15 protein-coding genes are annotated in these 17,754 nt (G+C 46.6%); 14 read left to right on the top strand and 1 reads right to left on the bottom strand.

What is annotated here, in order from left to right:
- From GX089_06020 to GX089_05955, 14 genes are all read left to right on the top strand, one after another.
- Positions 1-2,838: isoleucine--tRNA ligase (locus GX089_06020; protein NLP02030.1), on the top strand; the 2,838-nt coding region annotated here is incomplete at its 5' end.
- A gap of 5 nt (positions 2,839-2,843) precedes the next feature.
- On the top strand, positions 2,844-3,776 hold the full coding sequence (locus tag GX089_06015) for a hypothetical protein (protein ID NLP02029.1): 933 nt from the start codon (positions 2,844-2,846) through the stop codon (positions 3,774-3,776).
- Positions 3,773-4,348, top strand: coding sequence for an LPS export ABC transporter periplasmic protein LptC (gene lptC, locus GX089_06010; GenBank protein ID NLP02028.1), 576 nt, complete (start codon positions 3,773-3,775; stop codon positions 4,346-4,348). Before GX089_06015 ends, lptC begins: the two co-directional genes overlap by 4 nt.
- Positions 4,329-5,474: a hypothetical protein gene (locus GX089_06005; GenBank protein ID NLP02027.1), complete on the top strand. Its 1,146-nt coding sequence runs from the start codon at positions 4,329-4,331 to the stop codon at positions 5,472-5,474. The genes lptC and GX089_06005 overlap by 20 nt, the downstream gene beginning before the upstream one ends.
- A gap of 9 nt (positions 5,475-5,483) precedes the next feature.
- Complete coding sequence (lptB, locus tag GX089_06000; GenBank protein NLP02026.1) at positions 5,484-6,269, top strand: LPS export ABC transporter ATP-binding protein; 786 nt, start codon at positions 5,484-5,486, stop codon at positions 6,267-6,269.
- Between the two features lie 276 nt (positions 6,270-6,545).
- Positions 6,546-7,976: an RNA polymerase factor sigma-54 gene (gene rpoN / locus GX089_05995; protein NLP02025.1), complete on the top strand. Its 1,431-nt coding sequence runs from the start codon at positions 6,546-6,548 to the stop codon at positions 7,974-7,976.
- Between the two features lie 327 nt (positions 7,977-8,303).
- The gene (lipA, locus tag GX089_05990) at positions 8,304-9,212 is read left to right on the top strand and encodes a lipoyl synthase (protein ID NLP02024.1); all 909 of its coding nucleotides are present in this window, start codon (positions 8,304-8,306) and stop codon (positions 9,210-9,212) included.
- Positions 9,213-9,348: 136 nt separating this feature from the next.
- Positions 9,349-9,651, top strand: a complete 303-nt coding sequence (gene raiA, locus GX089_05985) for a ribosome-associated translation inhibitor RaiA (protein ID NLP02023.1) — start codon at positions 9,349-9,351, stop codon at positions 9,649-9,651.
- A gap of 246 nt (positions 9,652-9,897) precedes the next feature.
- A complete protein-coding gene (locus GX089_05980) occupies positions 9,898-10,872 on the top strand; it encodes an MCE family protein (protein NLP02022.1) in 975 nt (324 codons plus the stop codon).
- Entirely contained in the window at positions 10,844-11,110 is a 267-nt protein-coding gene (locus GX089_05975; protein ID NLP02021.1) for an HPr family phosphocarrier protein, read from the top strand. The genes GX089_05980 and GX089_05975 overlap by 29 nt, the downstream gene beginning before the upstream one ends.
- 153 nt (positions 11,111-11,263) lie before the next feature.
- Entirely contained in the window at positions 11,264-12,565 is a 1,302-nt protein-coding gene (locus tag GX089_05970) for a homoserine dehydrogenase (GenBank protein NLP02020.1), read from the top strand.
- Positions 12,566-12,579: 14 nt separating this feature from the next.
- Complete coding sequence (locus tag GX089_05965; GenBank protein NLP02019.1) at positions 12,580-14,070, top strand: threonine synthase; 1,491 nt, start codon at positions 12,580-12,582, stop codon at positions 14,068-14,070.
- A 9-nt stretch (positions 14,071-14,079) separates the two neighbouring features.
- Positions 14,080-15,282: a cofactor-independent phosphoglycerate mutase gene (locus GX089_05960; GenBank protein ID NLP02018.1), complete on the top strand. Its 1,203-nt coding sequence runs from the start codon at positions 14,080-14,082 to the stop codon at positions 15,280-15,282.
- Positions 15,263-16,708 carry a sugar transferase gene (locus tag GX089_05955; GenBank protein NLP02017.1) on the top strand — a complete coding sequence of 482 codons (1,446 nt, stop codon included), beginning with the start codon at positions 15,263-15,265 and terminating at the stop codon, positions 16,706-16,708. The genes GX089_05960 and GX089_05955 overlap by 20 nt, the downstream gene beginning before the upstream one ends.
- Before the next feature lie 289 nt (positions 16,709-16,997).
- Here the strand turns inward: GX089_05955 and GX089_05950 are convergent, their stop codons facing one another.
- On the bottom strand, positions 16,998-17,615 hold the full coding sequence (locus GX089_05950; GenBank protein NLP02016.1) for a hypothetical protein: 618 nt from the start codon (positions 17,613-17,615) through the stop codon (positions 16,998-17,000).
- Positions 17,616-17,754 lie beyond the last annotated feature (139 nt).

Genomic DNA, 17,754 nt, shown 5'->3' with positions numbered 1-17,754 from the left:
GACTTCGTTCATCAGTACCGCACCATGGATCCTCCTTACATGGAAAGTATCTGGTGGGTTTTCAAAAAGATCTGGGAAAACGAGCTTATCTACCGTGGTTTCCGGGTTCAGCCCTATTGTCCCAGATGCGCGACTCCGCTTTCCAATTTTGAGGTCAACGAGGGATACAAGGATACAACCGGTCCATCCATTACAGTGACATTCCCTCTTGTTAAAGAGCCGCAGACAAAGATCCTGGTCTGGACAACCACTCCATGGACACTTCCATCGAATGTGGTGCTTGCAGTGGGTCCCGATATTACCTATGTCAAAATCAAAGCCGGTGAGGACACTTTCATTCTCGCAGAGGATCGCCTGAGTGCTTATTTTAAAGATCCTTCCGCGTATACTGTTCTGGAGAAGTTCCCTGGAAGCAGTCTCGAGGGCGTTGCGTATGCGCCGATCTTTGAATACTTCAAAGATAAAGACCCGCGCTTTTTTCATGTGACAACTGCTGACTTTGTTTCCACAGAAGACGGTACCGGAATAGTGCATATAGCTCCGGCATTCGGAGAGGATGACTTTCAGGTGGGGCAGCGGCTCAAGCTGCCGATTGTATGCCCGGTTGACGATGAGGGAAAGTTCACGGATGAGATCCCTGAATGGAAAGGAAGACTTGTTTACCAGGCGGATGATGAGATCATCAGGAATCTTAAAGAAAGAGGACGTCTGATCCAGCGTTCGACCATAACACACCGTTATCCTTTCTGTTACAGGTGCGATACGGCACTTATTTACAAGGCGATAACAACCTGGTTCATGAAGATAGAGCCGCTCAAACCGAACATGCTGCAAAACAACCAGTCTATACACTGGGTACCATCTCATCTTCAGAATGGAAGATTCGGCAAGGGTATTGAGAGTGCTCCGGACTGGAATATCTCAAGAAACCGCTACTGGGGAACTCCTATTCCGGTCTGGATCTGCGAGTGCGGTCATACCGAGTGTGTGGGAGGACTTTCTGAATTGCGCAGACTCGCCGGAGGCGGGGATGAGGAGGCTGGAAAAAGGGCCCATGCTGAAGCAGCGGAGAGAATCGGGAAGATGCTCAGGGAGGAGAGCGGCAGCAGGCTGGCGCAGACCGGGCTTGATGTATCCTGGGCGGAGAGACTGACAGAAGTTACAATCAGTCCAGATGACATTCATCGTCATGTGATAGATGAGCTCGAGATAAAATGCCCGAAGTGCGGTAAGGTGATGAAACGTACTCCGGAAGTGCTCGACTGCTGGTTTGAATCCGGATCTATGCCTTATGCCCAGATGCATTATCCTTTTGAGAACAGGGAGAGATTCGAGGCTAACTTTCCTGCTGATTTCATAGCCGAGGGACTCGATCAGACCCGGGGATGGTTTTATACGCTGACTGTTCTGGGGTCTGCCCTTTTCAGCAAGCCGGCGTTCAAGAATGTGATAGTGAACGGGATTATTCTCTCCGAGGACGGAAAGAAGCTTTCCAAACGACTCAGAAACTATGCTCCTCCTCAGGAAGTGCTTGATAAGCTCGGTGCCGATGCGCTCAGGCTGTTTCTGATCAATTCCCCTGCTGTCAAGGCAGAGGACCTGCGGTTCTCCGAAAAAGGAGTGATGGAGATGTCAAGGGCGGTACTGCTTCCATTCTGGAACGCCTACTCCTTTTTCGTTACATACGCTAATGTTGACGGATGGGTACCGGAGGATATGTCGGCTCCGGAGGGAGGAACAGAACTTGACCGCTGGATAATATCCCTGTTAAATGACACTGTGGAGTCGGTAAACAGGGAAATGGAACAGTATAATCTTTACAAAGTGGTACCGCTTCTGGTGGATTATATCGACAATCTTACAAACTGGTATATCCGCCGCAGCAGAAGACGGTTCTGGAAAAGCGAAAACGACCAGGATAAAGACATCGCTTACAAGACGCTCTATTATGTGCTGGTTGAGTTTTCAAAAGTGATGGCTCCTTTTCTTCCGTTCCTTACCGAGGCAATTTACCGCAACCTGGTTGCAGGGAAGATTCCGGGTGCTCCTGAAAGTGTGCATATGTCAAAGTTTCCTGCGGCCCGCAGCGGAGCCACCGATGAAGAACTCGATCTCAAGATGAGTCTGGTGCGCCAGGCAGTATCGATGGGCAGGGCATTGAGGAGCAGGTTTGTGATAAAAACGCGCCAGCCGTTGAGGGAATTTACCGTGATTGTGCGCGATGTCCGGAAAAAGGATCTCCTGGAAACCATGGAATCTCTCATAAGAGAGGAACTGAATGTAAAGAAGGTGCGTTTCGATACAAGGGAGGAAGTGGTTGTCTCGATCTCTGCCAAGCCTAATTACAAGAGGCTGGGGAAGGTTTACGGCCCTAAGATGAAAGAGGCGGCACGGGAGATCGAATCTTTTACTCCTGAAAAAATCGTGGAGCTCGAGAAGGGTAATAAGATCACTGTGCTCCAGCATGATCTGTGCTTCGAGGATATTGAGATCAGGCGTAAAAAGCTTGAGGGGATCGAGGTAGAGACTTTGGGAGAGCTTACAGTTGCGCTGGATACCAAAATAGACGATGAGCTTAGACAGGAGGGAATGGCCAGGGAGTTTGTTAACCGGGTACAGAATCTTCGTAAGAGCAGCGGGCTGAATGTGACAGACAGGATCGTAATCCGCTGTGAGTGTCCCGGGGAGCTTAAGGAGGCTCTGGAGAAATTCCGCGAATATGTCAGCACCGAGACTCTTGCTCTCGATCTTCTTTACAGTCTGCCTGAAGACGGGTCTTCCGAACAGGTGGAGGTCGAAGGGATGACAGTGAAAATCAGTGTGGAGCGCAGGGTATAGCGGAGATGACCCGTAAGAAAAAAAAACCTTTACTTAAAAGATTAAAGAACGGGCTTATCTATCGCGGTGCTCAGGCAGCGTACTATCTTGTAACGAAGCTTCCCCGCAGGTTCGGTATTCGTCTCTTCGGAGTTCTTGGAAGATTTGCGTTTCACCTGACCGGCGTAGACAAAAAGCGTACAATCGAACATCTGCGCTTTATCTACGGTGACAAATGGAATGAGGAGCAGATCCAAATGAATGCCAGAAGAGTCTACCGTGAACTGGGGAAGAATCTCTTTGACATGGTATATCTCTCCAGGCTGGAGAAGGATGATTTCAATCGCATTGTAAGGTACAATTCACTTGGGGAATTTGACCAGGCCTATCGCAGAGGAAAAGGAGTGATAGTCATAACTGCTCACCTGGGCTGTTTTGAGATGCTGCTTCATTTTTTTGCGATTCACGGTTACAGAAGTTTTGCGATTGGAAGAAAGATGTTTGAGCCGCGGCTTGAGCAGTTGATCAGAAAGACCAGGTCCGGACACAATATAGAATACCTTGACCGTTCGGGAAATACCATGAAAATCGTGCGATTCCTGAAGGAGGGAAAGGCTTTTGGAGTGCTTATAGATCAGGATACCAGTGTCGAAGGGGTGTTTGCGCCATTTCTGGGTCATCCAGCTTTTACTCCGTCGGGACCGGTCAAGCTTGCCATGAAAATGGGTATTCCCGCATTTGTGGTCACAACCTGGCGTTGCGGTGATAACACCCATTATGTAAACATCAGTAATGAGCTCAAGATGCTCGATACCGGGGATTTTGAGGCGGACCTGGTGAAGAATGTGGAAACGGCAAATGATCTGATCTGTGAAGCTATAAAGAAGAATCCCATGCAGTGGGTCTGGATGCACAGAAGGTGGAAGAGCAGGGAACATGAAGTCAGGAATGGACAATGAACAGTAGAATGTATTTCATAAGTTCAGTGCTTTTTCTGATTGTGATTTCCTGTTCAGGGAAAAAAGAATCACTCCCGGTTTCAAACGAGGGAATCGAGGTGCCGTTTCAGGAATTCGGACAGGCTGCACTGTATTTTTATAACAAGGATTATGTTCAGTGGAAGCTTGAATCGGAGATAATGCGTAAACCTATAACAGATACCGGTCATATTCTGGTGACCCCAGTGAGACTGACGATGTTTGATTCCGTTGGAAACGCTACCACCAGGGTACTTTCCGATTCCGGGAGTACGGATGGTTCGATGGAGAGTTTCATTGTGTGGGGCAATGTTTTTATCAGGGCAAGGGATTCCCTGGTGATACGGACCGAGAGGCTCTGGTGGAACAAGGGACGAAGGAAAGTGGAGTCTGATACATTTGTCCAGATTGAGACTAAAAAGGGAGATGTCCTCAGGGGTAAAGGTCTTGATGCCGTGGAGGACTTCTCGATATTTTCATTCAAGTCTGATGTAAGTGGAAAGTTTCCCGATTTTAAAGAGCGCATGGAGAGCAATGAGGAACAGGTGTTTTAGATTTTACCTGCTTTTGATGGCTGCTGTTTTCTGTGCCGGGATAATAATGCCCATTACGGTTTTTGCCGCCGCCGGGGAGAGAAAATCTCCCACTTTAGTTCTGGAATCGGCAAACAGTAATGAGAATACTTTTTCCGGTGGTGAATTTGTAAGCATCCTGAAAGGTAATGTTGTTTTTACATACGATGATATCAGGATACGTTCTGATGAGGCGACGTGGTGGCGCAATGAGGGAATGGTTGATTTCCGCAAGCAGGTGAAGGTTACCCGTGGCGCATCGACTCTTACCTGTGACAGGATGCATTTCACCAGGAAGACGAACCTGATAACTGCGAAGGGGAAATTTGATTTTTTTGATACACTGGAGCAGACTCGTCTTACTGGTAAAGAGGCCGAGTATCATGTGCAAAACCGCAATTTCATCCTGCGCGGTAATCCAAGGATGATCCGGTTCGATACTACTGCATCTGAAACACTGACCATAAGCGGAATAACTATGAGCTATTCCGATTCTCTCAAGAGGGCAACAGTGAAAGACAGCGTGAAAATCACCAAGGGCCCGCTTACATCAAAATGCAGGTTTGCGCATTACTTTACAGAGACTAATTCGGCTCAACTCAGGGGCAATCCCAGGGTGACTTATGAAATGCATCAGGTAACCGGAGATTCCATAGATCTTGTCTTTGGGAAGGAGACATTAAGAAGTGCTCTTGTGACGGGACATTCTCACGGGTTTTATGTGGATACTTCGGGAGCAGGAAATGATACCGGATATACGCATGTCTGGGGTGACAGTCTTTACATGACAGTTTCCGATTCAGGGATGCTGGATACGTTGTGGTCGTATGGAAAGGCACTAAGCAAGTATTTTACATCCAATAAACCTGATCTGGTTAATGAGGCATCCGGAAAGGTGATGCTGATGTCTTTTGCGGAGAGGGGGAATGTGGACAGGGTAAAAATCTGGGGCAATGCCCGGAGCAAATACTATATAGAAGAAGATGACAACAGCGGAACAAATGAGGCCAGTGGAGACAGCATACTTGTGGCTTTTCGCAAGGGCAAGGCCTCATTGCTGACTCTTGCGGGAAGGGCAAGGGGAGTATATTTTCCCCGTGGAATGTAAGAGAGGGATATGACTGAGCAGAGCCTTCAGATAACGGAAAAAACAAAGGGTTTAAGTTCTGAGCGTAAAGTGAGGGAGATCAGAACCGAGGGTCTGGTAAAGACCTATAATAAAAGGCATGTTGTTAATGGAGTATCGATAAAGGTAAATCAGGGGGAGATTGTGGGTCTTCTGGGGCCAAACGGCGCCGGAAAGACAACCTCCTTTTATATGATAGTGGGGATGATACGGGCGAACAAGGGGAAGATATTTCTTGACAATACAGATATCTCGAAAAAGCCCATGTATAAAAGAGCCAGAATGGGAATAGGGTATCTTCCTCAGGAACCCTCTATTTTTCGCAAGCTCTCTGTAGCCGACAATATTCTTTCGGTGCTTGAGTATCAAAAGATGAGTGCCAGGGAGAGGAAAAAACGTATGCGCGAGCTTCTGGAGGAGCTCCATGTGGCACATCTGGAGAAGAGTCTGGGGTATATGCTTTCCGGGGGAGAGCGCAGGAGAGTTGAGATCGCGCGTGCTTTAGCAATAAAGCCGGATTTTATTCTTCTTGATGAGCCGTTTGCAGGGGTGGACCCTATTGCTGTTGAGGATATCCAGAGCATAGTGCATGAGTTACGCAACAAGGGTTATGGTGTTTTGATCACAGACCACAATGTCCGGGAGACTTTGCGGATCACGGACAGGGCTTATATTATGAATGCCGGAAAAATTCTCATTTCCGGAACAGCGCGGGAACTTGCGGATAACCCGGAAGCCCGCAGGATATATCTGGGACAAAATTTCCGACTCGATTGACCTATTTGATCCCAAGTGGCATACTTTTTGTTGATATTCTTGTTGCGACTTTTATGGCCGTAGTGAGGGGAGAATTAATATTCCCAACTTCGGCACGAAATGTGATGTATAATCTCTATGTGAAAAAAGGTTTATACTCTGTATCCGAAAAACTTCGCATTGGAATAATTTGGATACAGTAACGATAAAAATCTTTTTCTCTGGTTAAAACGGGAAATCATTTTTTAACCCGGATAATCCGGGTTTAGGGTTTAAGGTAAATTCAAGGAGGATTGTTTGAATCTTGGCTTGGACATGTCACTGAAGCTTCAGCAGAAGCTCTCATTTCAGATGATCCAGTCTCTGAAACTTCTGCAGGTGAACACACTTCAGTTGGAACAGTTGCTCAAGACCGAGCTGGAGATGAATCCTGTTCTGGAAGCAGAGGATGATCTGGATACAGAGATCGATGAGATTGGGGAGCAGGAGGACGCAAAAGAGGAAAAGGAACAGAAAGAGGAAGAAGAGTTAGATATAAACGAGGATTCGATTGACTGGGAAGAGTACCTGGAGGAGGGTTTTGATCTCGGTTATTCCTACAATGAAGAGGTTGACAGAAACGAAGACCGTTATGAGCCTACCCCGGTCTATCAGATCACTCTTGAGGAACATCTGAATAATCAACTTGATGAGAGAAAGCTTCCAGAGAAAACGAAGCTGCTTGTCCAGTTTTTAATTGGCAGTCTCGATACCGACGGTTATCTCAGGATTCCGCTGCAGGATATTGCCGATTACACCCAGACCTCAGTATTCGAGGTAGAGGAAGCTCTTCATCTGCTCTGGACACTTGATCCTCCCGGTGTGGGAGCCCGCAATCTGCGTGAGTGCATGATACTTCAGCTACGCAAGAGAGACCAGAAGGATTCTCTTGCCATGAGAATTGTGGAAGAAACCTGGGATCTTTTTGAAAAGCTTAAAATCCCTGAAATCTCTCGTCACTTCGGAATTGAGCCACGTGAGGTTCAGGAGGCTATCGAGACCCCAAAAACAATCAATCCCAAGCCCGGCTATCAGTACAACCCCGACAAACCTTCAACTATCATTCCTGACCTGATTGTTGAGAAGATAGATGGCAAGTTTGTGGTGATGCTCAATGATCGTTCTGTCCCGATGCTGCATATCAACAAGTCCTACGCTAATCTTATCAAGCGGGGCAGTAATGCCAAGCGGGATGTCAAGAAGTATATCCGGGAAAAATTCAACAGTGCAACCTGGTTTATCCGTTCAATCGAACAGCGTAAAACCACCATGCTCAAGGTGATGTATGCTATTATTGAGCGGCAGACCGATTTTTTTGAAAAAGGTCCACCAAATCTCTCTCCTCTCAAACTTCAGGATGTAGCTGATATGGTGGATATGCATATCTCAACTGTCAGCAGAGTCACAAGCAACAAATACGTTCAGACCCGACATGGGATCTTCGAACTAAAGTACTTCTTCACAGAGGCAGTAGGCCGTGATGAGGAGGGTGCCGATATTTCCTCTGAACGTATCAAAAACCGCATCCGTCAATTGGTGGAATCGGAAAGTACCAAAAAACCGCTTTCCGATCAGAAAATCTCGGATATCCTTTCCAGCGAAAATCTTTCTGTGGCGCGTCGCACAGTGGCAAAATACCGGGAACAGATGAAGATTCTTCCTGCCCGTTTACGTCAGAAATATGAATGACTCTGCTTTGATCGCCCCCTGATCTACATTTAAAAACCCTGTTCTTTATCGGGGTCGGTATCGGCATCGGTATCGATGCTGACATCCCAACTGAGAATATATCTGGTATTAAATCGTGATTTAAGGTGTTAAATCACAGAATTAACTCATGGAGCTATTGGGCATAACTATTCGATTCCGATTCCGATACCGACCCCGAACTTTAAAGCAAGCAGTTGTGGTGTTACAGCTATGGTGTATCATAAACAATATGAGGAAATCGTATAACATAGATGAATCTGTGTGGCAATCAAGACGTATTTTATATTAACTGAATTCGCGGGTTGAGTGTGGACTAAAACTTTTGAGCCTGGAGCAAAGGAAAAATTGCCGCGATTATCCTCAAATGAATCCCCTTCGTTTCCCTCCTGGCTGAAGCGGCCGATTGGGTATTCTGGAAGGCAGAATAAGGTACTGGAGCAGATCCGGGCGGGAGGCCTGCATACGGTCTGCAGAGAGGCAAAATGCCCCAACAGAAGCGAATGTTATTCCAGGGGTGTAGCAACGTTTCTGGTTATGGGTGATACCTGCACCCGTGATTGTTCCTTTTGCAGTGTCACACATGGAAAGCCTGCTGCACTGGATCCAGGTGAGCCTTTAAGGGTTCTTCAGGCTGCAAAAGAACTGCATCTCAGGCATGTTGTGATTACATCTGTAACCAGGGATGATCTCAGTGATGGTGGGGCATCCTTTTTTGTGGAAATAGTGAAATTGTTCAGGGATGAACTGCCAGAGGTAACAATAGAAATTCTTGTCCCTGATTTTCAGGGAAAGTGGGATTCCATAGATCGTGTTGCCGGCTCGGGCCTCCATGTTTTTAATCACAATATTGAGACTGTTCCTTCTCTTTATAAGAAAGTGCGTCCTCAGGCTCTCTACAGCCGTTCTCTTTCAGTGTTGAAAAGAGCATCTACACACGGTGTTGTGGTAAAGTCGGGCTTGATGGTGGGGTTGGGAGAGAGTGAGAGTGAGGTTCTTGAGGTGATGCAGGATTTAAGGGACAATGGATGCACTGTTCTTACTATTGGTCAATATCTTCGTCCATCACCTGATCAGACTCCGGTTGTGGAGTATGTTAAACCGGAGATTTTCGAGAAGTATTCAGTACTTGGGAAGGAAATGGGATTTGTTTCTGTTTTTTCCGGACCTTTTGTAAGAAGCTCCTACCGTGCGGGGGAGTTTTTTCCGGGAATCTAATCATAGGACTACTCTTTATCTTGTACATATGTTACTATATAGAAGTATCTGAAAAAGAATCTTTCCCGCCCTGAGGTGGGAGAGAGTCTTTTTGATTATAAGTACTTAACCATTTTTCAGAAGGAGATGTGACATAATGGAGATTCGGATCACCTCTCGTCACGGTAAATCATCTCAGGCGCTTCAAGAGACTATCACTGCAGAACTCAGCAAAATGGAGAAGTATTTCGATAAGATTACATCATGCCATGTTGTACTGGACAGTGAGCGTATTGACAAGGTGGTAGAGATCACAATGAATACACAGGGTAAGCAGCTTGTTGCTGTGGCTAAAGCGGACAACATTGGAAAGGCGATCGATGACGCTTTGTCTAAAACAGAGAGGCAGCTTAAGAAGCTGAACCAGAAGATAAAGAACCACAAGGCGGAAAAGGTGTAAGAATTCGTGTGAGGGTAGTTGTTATCAAGTGGTAATTGCTGGTCAATGTAAGCGATTAAAGATTAGAGAAAATGATTATGTCCTTTTTTGTATCCGAAAATCCGCACAGAATACCCAGACGATTCAGATACAGAACTAACTTGCATACCTCTTGGGTAATTTGAGGTGGGCGAAAATTATTTTCTCTTTTCTGCGAAAGAACCAGTACCGTTTCAGGGATGAGGTACTGAGCCGAAAGGAAACAGTGTGAAGAAGTCTAACATGGATCTGATAGTTGGTGGATCCATCCTTATCTCTCTTGTGATCTTGATCGCTGGAGTTTTGTGGCTGAAAGAGGTTTCAGTATCTTCAAAGATGGTTTCCTATTCGGTACTGTTTCCCACTGTAGGAACTCTTCAGGTGGGAGATCCTGTGATGGTAAACGGGGTGACTAAGGGTGCAGTTAACTCTATTTATCTTCGCGGTAGTGATGTTGCGGTTGTAATGAATATCGATCAGAGTGTTCCTCTCACTGATTCCTGTCTTTTTTCAGTTCAGAATATCGGGTTGATGGGAGAGAGGGGAATAGGTGTGCAACTATCCCGGCAGGGCAGACCGATTCCTGCGAATACCCGCAAAGACAGCACATTTATCAGGGGTAAATTTGATACCGGAATTGCTGAAGCCATGGGACTTCTGGGTGAGGTTCTGGGTGAGGTGCAGGTACTGGCAGGAAATGTCAGTTCCATAGTCGAGAGTACGGTTGGTGATACGGCTTTCCTGTCTCTGTTTGAGGTGCTTGTAGACAGATTAGATACTATCACCGAAGTGGCACAGTCATTGGTTGTCAAAAACCGTCCATTGATCGACAACAGTATCCGGAATCTCAACACCGCTTCTGCGGACCTGAAATCATTGCTTGATAAAAACAGCGGGCATATAGATGCCATAATGGCAAACGGTGAACAGTTGACATCTTATACTCTTTCAATAGCTGCAAGAGTAGAGTCTCTGACCGTTTCTGTTCAGAACATAATGAACGATGTGGAGAATGGCAGAGGAACCATTGGTCAGCTTGTCAAGGATGATGATTTCTACAGGGAGCTCAAAACTACTGTATCTAACCTTGACACTCTGGTAAATGAAGTACGGGATGATGCGTTGAAACTTAGGATAAAGCTGGGGTTTGGTAAAAAGAAAAAAAATAAAAATTATGAAAGAGCGGCAGATAACAGTCATTAATTCATTGGGAATACATGCCAGACCCGCATCGATGATAGTTCAAACAGCCATGAAATTCAAATCGAGTTTATGGCTGATCAAGGATGGCGCGTCAGCAGATGCAAAGAGCATTATGAGTGTAATGATGCTTGCTGCAGCATACAATTCCAAGGTTACTATACGGGCATCCGGTGAAGATGAAGAGGATGCGGTAAACGCTATTGCGGCATTGTTCGAGAAGAAGTTCAACGAAGAGTAGCCTGCCGGCTGTCCTGCTGATCCAGAAAAAATTATACCGGGAAATAAAGTAAGTGCCTGGGTGACGGCAGAAGAAATTTCATATCTGCCCGGAAAAACCGGGAAACCTGCAGTATTGAAAGTTTTCTGAAACCGGGCTGGGAGGTAAAGGGGAATGAAGGAGATTTTAATCGGACTGGTTGGTGCAGGTACAGTGGGCGGAGGTGTCGTAAAGGTCCTGTCTAAGCGGGCGGATTTTTTCAGGAAGGAACTGGGACTTTCTGTGCGCCTTGCCAGAATAGCGGATAAGGATGTATCGCGTTTTGAGGGGCTTCCGGTAGGGGATGCGATCTGTACTGCCAGCGCTGATGATATTCTTAACGACGAGTCGATTCAGGTGGTTATAGAACTGGTCGGGGGGAAGGGTTTTGCGTTCGACCTGGTAATGGAGTCTCTCAGAAGAAAGAAACATGTGATAACTGCCAACAAGGCGCTTATTGCTGAGCGGGGGCCCGAAATATTCGAGTGTGCCGAGAACAATGGCGTTTCCGTCTACTTTGAGGCATCGGTGGGTGGAGGGATGCCTGTAATAAAGGCGATAAGAGAGGGACTTGCAGGAAACAATCTGCTCTCTGTAAAGACGATTATAAACGGGACATGTAATTATATATTGACAAAAATGACTGCCGAGGGTCTTCCGTTCAGTGATGTACTGAAAGATGCTCAGGCCAGAGGATATGCGGAGGCGGATCCTACGCTCGATATAAGCGGAGGCGATTCAGGGCACAAGGTTGCTATCCTTGCCTCTCTTATAAGTAACGGCTATGTCCCCTTTGATAAAGTTTACCGGGAGGGAATTACCTCGATCAGTGCTGAGGATATCAGGTTTGCAGGTGAGCTTGGTTATACAATCAAACTTCTGGGTATCATAAAGAGGGGCAGCAGTGATGACCGGCTCGATGTCCGGGTGCATCCGGCCATGCTTCATGCGGACCATATCCTGGCCTCTGTATCCAATGTCTACAATGCTGTTCTGCTGGAGGGAGATTCGGTCGGGCAGATCCTTCTTTACGGAAAGGGTGCCGGAGAGCTTCCAACCGCCTCAGCGGTTGTAAGTGATATCGTGGATGTAGCAAGGAATATCGCCGGGTCTTCTCCTGTGCGGATCCCCATGAACCATTATTCCAGTAAAAGAGAAGTGTCTGTAAAGCCAATTGACGAGATTAAAACCAGGTATTATCTCCGCTTTACTGTCATCGATAAGCCGGGAGTGCTTGCCTCGATTACATCTGAACTGGGAAAACATGGAATTTCTATCGCTTCGGTGATGCAGAAAGAGGGATACGAGGACAGAAGTGTTCCGGTTATCATTCTGACGCATTTTGCCTCGGAAAAGGGCATACGCGATTCTGTTGCGGGAATCGAAAAACTGGATATTATAAAAGATAAAACACAGGTTATTCGTATCGAGAGTTAAACTGTGGGGAATTCATGAAATATATAAGCACGAGAGGAAATTCTGACCCTGTCTCTCCCTCCCTGGCCATAAGCCTGGGAATGGTTCCAGAGGGGGGGCTTTTTGTCCCCGCAACTATACCTCATCCGGAAGTTGATTTTACGGGAAAATGCTCTTACAGGGAAATGGCGGAAAAGATACTGATGCCTTTTCTGGCTGACTTTTCTGCAAATGAGCTCCACAGGTGCATCGATCAGGCTTATAACAGTACTACTTTTGATACCGATTCGGTGATTGATATTGTTTCTCCATCATCCGATCTTTCTATCATGGAATTGTGGCATGGGCCGACTGCCGCATTCAAGGATGTGGCCCTTCAGATAATGCCGGGTTTTATGGATGTCTCCAGGAAAAAAACAGGCAACAAGTCTCACACTGTTATCCTGGTGGCCACTTCGGGAGATACCGGAAAAGCGGCTCTGGAGGGGTTCAGAAACCGGGAGGGAATTTCTATTATAGTTTTTTATCCTCACGGTGGAGTAAGCGAGATACAGAAACTGCAGATGGCCACTACGGACGGGGACAATACCTGGGTTGTGGCAGTAAAGGGAAATTTCGACGACTGCCAGACGGGTGTAAAGCGTATCTTCAGCGATGCAGTCCTGCGTAAAGCACTCTCCGGAAGGGGATTTGAGTTTTCATCTGCGAATTCTATCAACTGGGGAAGGCTCTGTCCCCAGATAGTCTACTATTTTTACGCTTACCAGACTCTGGTTGAACGAAAAAAGATTCAGAACGGAGAACCTGTCAACTTCTGCGTGCCGACCGGAAATTTTGGTAACATACTGGCGGCTTATTACGCCAGGATGATGGGGCTGCCGGTAAGGAAACTGATCTGTGCCTCAAATAAAAACCGTGTACTTTCTGATTTCTTCAGCACAGGTAAGTACAATGCCAACCGGGAATTTTATCGTACAACTTCTCCATCGATGGACATTCTTATCTCCTCCAATCTGGAGAGATTTCTTTACGAAGTAAATGGTCACGAAAGTTCACAGGTGATCTCGTGGTACGATTCCCTTGGCCGTTTCGGGGAGTTCAAAATCGGAATGGAACTGAAGTCGCGGATCGACTCGATGCTTCTCTATGGCTGGGTGGATGAGGAAGAGGTACATTCCACTATCAGGGATTTTTACAGAGAAACCGGCTATGTACTTGACACTCACACCGCAGTGGGAACTGCTCTGTGCAGGCGTATGAAAGATATTGATGCTCATACGGTGATCGCTTCTACAGCAAGTCCCTTTAAATTCAGTTGTGAAGTACTCAGCAGTATCGAGGGGAAGAGGTGTGAGGATGAGTTTGAGTCCATAGAGAGGCTTTCCCGGCTTTCCGGAATGCCTGTTCACAGGGGACTTGACAGACTTCGTGAAAGAGAGGTTCGTCACGACCGGGTTATAGGAATTGACAATATGAAAGATACAGTTACGGATATAATAAATACCTTGGAGAAGCGGCGGGGTTGATGCATGAGGATGAAATATGCGATACTGGTCGGGGACGGGATGGCGGATTTTCCCATAGATGAGCTTGGAGGCAGGACTCCGCTGGATTATGCCGACACCAGAAATATGGACAGTATCGTTTCAAAAGGCAGAATCGGCCGGGTCTCAACTATTCCTGAGGGTCTGAAGCCGGGAAGTGATGTTGCCAATCTGTCGCTTATGGGTTACGATCCTGCACTCTATTACAGCGGCCGGGCACCGATTGAGGCCGCGAGTATGGGTGTGAAGCTTTCCCAGGACGACACCGCTTTCAGGTGTAATCTTGTGACAATCATTGACGGACACATGGTTGACTATTCCGCGGGTCATATCGAGACCGAAGATGCGGCAAAGATCATCTGTGAACTCGATGAAAAGTTAAGATCGGAAAGGGTGCGTTTTTATCCCGGGATAAGCTATCGTCATCTGGTAGTGATCTCATCTTTCCCAAAGGGCCTGAACTGTACTCCGCCACATGATATCACCGACAAAGCCATTGCTCCTTTTCTTCCGGCCGGTCCGGGGACAGAGACTGTAGTTTCGCTTATGGAGCGTGCGCATGAAGTGCTTGCGTCAAGCGAGGAGAACAGGAAACGTGTGGCATCGGGAAAGCCGCCTGTGACCGATATCTGGCTCTGGGGTCAGGGACAGGCGGTGAAACTTCCTTTGATTGGTGAACGTTTTGGAATTACCGGATCGGTTATTTCCGCGGTTGATCTGGTTAAAGGGCTTGGGGCACTGGCAGGTTTGCGGATTCGTTCTGTACAGGGTGCTACCGGGTATCTGGGGACAAACTACACTGGTAAAGTGGCAACCGCGATAGAGGCGCTTGAGAGCGAGGATCTGGTGTATCTGCATGTGGAGGCGCCAGATGAGACCTCACATGAGGGGTCTTTACAGAAGAAAGTTCAGGCCATCGAGGAGTTTGACAGGTATGTTGTGGGAGAGATGATCCGTTTTCAGGAAGAGAGAAATGATATGCGTATTCTGGTTGCTCCGGATCATGCCACACCTGTTTCTCTGAAGACACATGCCTCCGGACCGGTTCCCTATGCAATATGCGGCAGGGGCATAGAGGCCGGTACTGTCAAAAGATACACTGAAAAGGATGCTGAGAGCGAGAAACTGCTGACCGGAGCAGAGCTTTTTGAATCCTTTATCAAAGGATACCAGAATGGCTGTGCGGTTTTTTGAAAAACTGATTACCTTTTTCTTCGATGTATTGTCTATCAACATTGCCTTTTTCACGGCATTCTGGCTTCGCTACAAATCAAATCTTTTCCCTGAGGTTTACAATCCATATCTCGATCTGGCATCATACCTCCAGCCATCAATTATTGTATCCGGCTTGTGGGTTATTCTCTTTTTTCTTACAGGTCTTTACAGAGACTGGTACAAGGAGTCCCGTCTTGACGAGTTGTTTGTGGTGGCGCGTACTGTTTTTATAGGATTGTTTCTGCTGTTTCTTGTCACCAGTGCCTCACAGATAATGGACTTTGTCAATACCGGAGATATCTGGGTCTTTCTTACCCGTACCAAATTCGCCATTCTCCTGACGTATGGTTCGTGCATGCTTTTTTTTGCGGCTGCAAACAGGATGACCATGCATACGATACTGGCGATGATGTTTATGCGCGGGATTGCGGTCACGAATGTCATCATTATCGGTGCGAATGAATCGGGATCGCGTCTGGTGAAGGATTTGTCAAAATATCCGCAGCTTGGTTACAAGGTAGTGGGTTTTATAGACGATGACGGACGGAAGGAAGGGTCTGTTTTCGAGGAGTATCGTGTCTGGGGGATTTATTCCGATATACCCGCAGTTGTAAAGAAAGAGAAAGTCGGGGGATTGATAATTGCACATGTGAGTACCTCTCCTAATGAGATTCAGAAGATTCTGGAGTATTGCGGTGACATAAAGGTAGATATCTACATGGTGCCATCTCTTATTGATGTCATATCGGGGCACCTAAAGACACATCAGATTTTTGGAGTGCCGCTGATGGTGCTTCTTCAGGACCACATGCCGTCCTGGGAGGCGCAGATAAAGCGGCTGATGGATATAGTGGTTTCTTTTGCTATTTTGTCAATTGGTGCTCCGTTCTGGCTTGCCCTGGCAGCGATTATCCGGATGACATCGAGCGGGCCTGCGATATATAAGCAGACGCGTGTCGGGCGTAACGGGAAAAATTTTACGATGTACAAGTTTCGTTCAATGTATTCTGATGCGGAGAAGTACAGTGGCCCTCAATGGGCATCGGAAGATGATCCCAGAATAACACCTGTGGGCAGGTTTATCCGGAAGACGCGTTTGGATGAGATCCCGCAGTTTATAAATGTTTTAAAGGGTGAGATGAGTCTGGTGGGTCCCCGTCCGGAGAGGCCTTTTTTCGTGGAGCAGTTGAAGAAGGAGATCCCCTGGTATGTGCGGCGTATAAAGATGAAGCCGGGTATAACGGGATGGGCCCAGGTGAAGCATAAATATGATTCTTCGATAGAGGATGTTAAGCAGAAGGTGATATATGATCTTTACTATTTTGAGAACATGTCTTTGAATTTGGATTTGAAGATATTGTTGCGGACGTTTTTGGTTGTGCTTACGGGTAAGGGGGCGCATTGAGGTTGGGGACAGACTGCTTTTTTCCTCTTTTTTTTTGGGGACGGACTATTTTTTTTCCTTTTAGCAGGTGATCCGACCAGAATTTTTAGTAAAAAAGTAGTCTGTCCCTTAGGAAATGCTTTTTGTAAAGAGCTGAAATAGCTTTCCACTCAGATATTCACATCTGAATTCGATGGCGAGAAGCAGATTCCCTCAAATCTGAATTATCTACTCAGAATTGTTTTCTGTGGCACATGGGTGCAACTGAAGAACTACTCTTTAAGAAGACCAAATCAGAAGAAACCCGGAATTAACTTGAACAAACCGTTTGTACGCAGGTTACAGTTTTGTCCTCAGTATCTTCAGGCGTTCCCTTACTAACCAGAACAGCGATGGGGGAGATGGTGACCCTAAGAAATTCAGCAATGACCGAAAGTGGAATAAGCTCCATCACATGAGAACGATAGCAGAAATCAGCACGGGCTTGAGATCTTTTGTTCTTTCTTCCCCGTTTCATAAGGTCGCTTTCAGTAATGTCGTACTCCTGGCAAACCTCAATTGAGGTTTTCTTTAATACATGGGGATAATCGACTTTTCGATGTATTCTGCTCAGATGCTTTTTGTACTGTTCCAAGGCATTCTTTACAAATTCGGGATCCCCAATTACCGCAGGTGATCCTTTGCAGGAGCGGGCTATTTCGGTTATCTCGGTTTCAGACATTTTACCGGCTGTTTTAATATCTTCGCAGTTGCAGCTCTGTGACATGGATTCCATATAAGCTGAGACAGCATTTTCTTTTTCGTCGCTGAAGAAGCACAGTGCTTCTTCTCTGCTTTGAAACTTTTCTCCTGGTGCATCTTCTTTGCCTATAAGGAATCCATGGCCGCACAATGGGCAGTCTTTTAGTTCCTCAAGGGACTTGACCATCCCAGCCCTTAAAGGGTTTAGATGCACGTACTTAATGAGCTGAACTGCGTAGTCCTGATCCTGGCAGAGAACTGATTTGAATCTGCTCCGGAAAAGATATCCTTTTCTTTTGTATTTCTTGTTGTATCGGGCGGCGTAT

The organism is Fibrobacter sp. (assembly GCA_012523595.1).
Classification (GTDB): Bacteria; Fibrobacterota; Chitinivibrionia; order Chitinivibrionales; family Chitinispirillaceae; genus JAAYIG01.
This window is presented reverse-complemented; position numbering and strand designations above follow the sequence as displayed.

Excerpts from the sequence above, each read along its gene's own strand:
- GX089_06015 (NLP02029.1), top strand. The coding sequence starts at position 2,844 with ATGACCCGTAAGAAAAAAAAACCTTTACTTAAAAGATTAAAGAACGGG.
- lptC (NLP02028.1), top strand. The coding sequence starts at position 3,773 with ATGAACAGTAGAATGTATTTCATAAGTTCAGTGCTTTTTCTGATTGTG.
- GX089_06005 (NLP02027.1), top strand. The coding sequence starts at position 4,329 with ATGAGGAACAGGTGTTTTAGATTTTACCTGCTTTTGATGGCTGCTGTT.
- lptB (NLP02026.1), top strand. The coding sequence starts at position 5,484 with ATGACTGAGCAGAGCCTTCAGATAACGGAAAAAACAAAGGGTTTAAGT.
- raiA (NLP02023.1), top strand. The coding sequence starts at position 9,349 with ATGGAGATTCGGATCACCTCTCGTCACGGTAAATCATCTCAGGCGCTT.
- GX089_05975 (NLP02021.1), top strand. The coding sequence starts at position 10,844 with ATGAAAGAGCGGCAGATAACAGTCATTAATTCATTGGGAATACATGCC.
- GX089_05970 (NLP02020.1), top strand. The coding sequence starts at position 11,264 with ATGAAGGAGATTTTAATCGGACTGGTTGGTGCAGGTACAGTGGGCGGA.
- GX089_05965 (NLP02019.1), top strand. The coding sequence starts at position 12,580 with ATGAAATATATAAGCACGAGAGGAAATTCTGACCCTGTCTCTCCCTCC.
- GX089_05960 (NLP02018.1), top strand. The coding sequence starts at position 14,080 with ATGAAATATGCGATACTGGTCGGGGACGGGATGGCGGATTTTCCCATA.
- GX089_05955 (NLP02017.1), top strand. The coding sequence starts at position 15,263 with ATGGCTGTGCGGTTTTTTGAAAAACTGATTACCTTTTTCTTCGATGTA.
- GX089_05950 (NLP02016.1), bottom strand. The coding sequence starts at position 17,615 with ATGGTCAAGTCCCTTGAGGAACTAAAAGACTGCCCATTGTGCGGCCAT.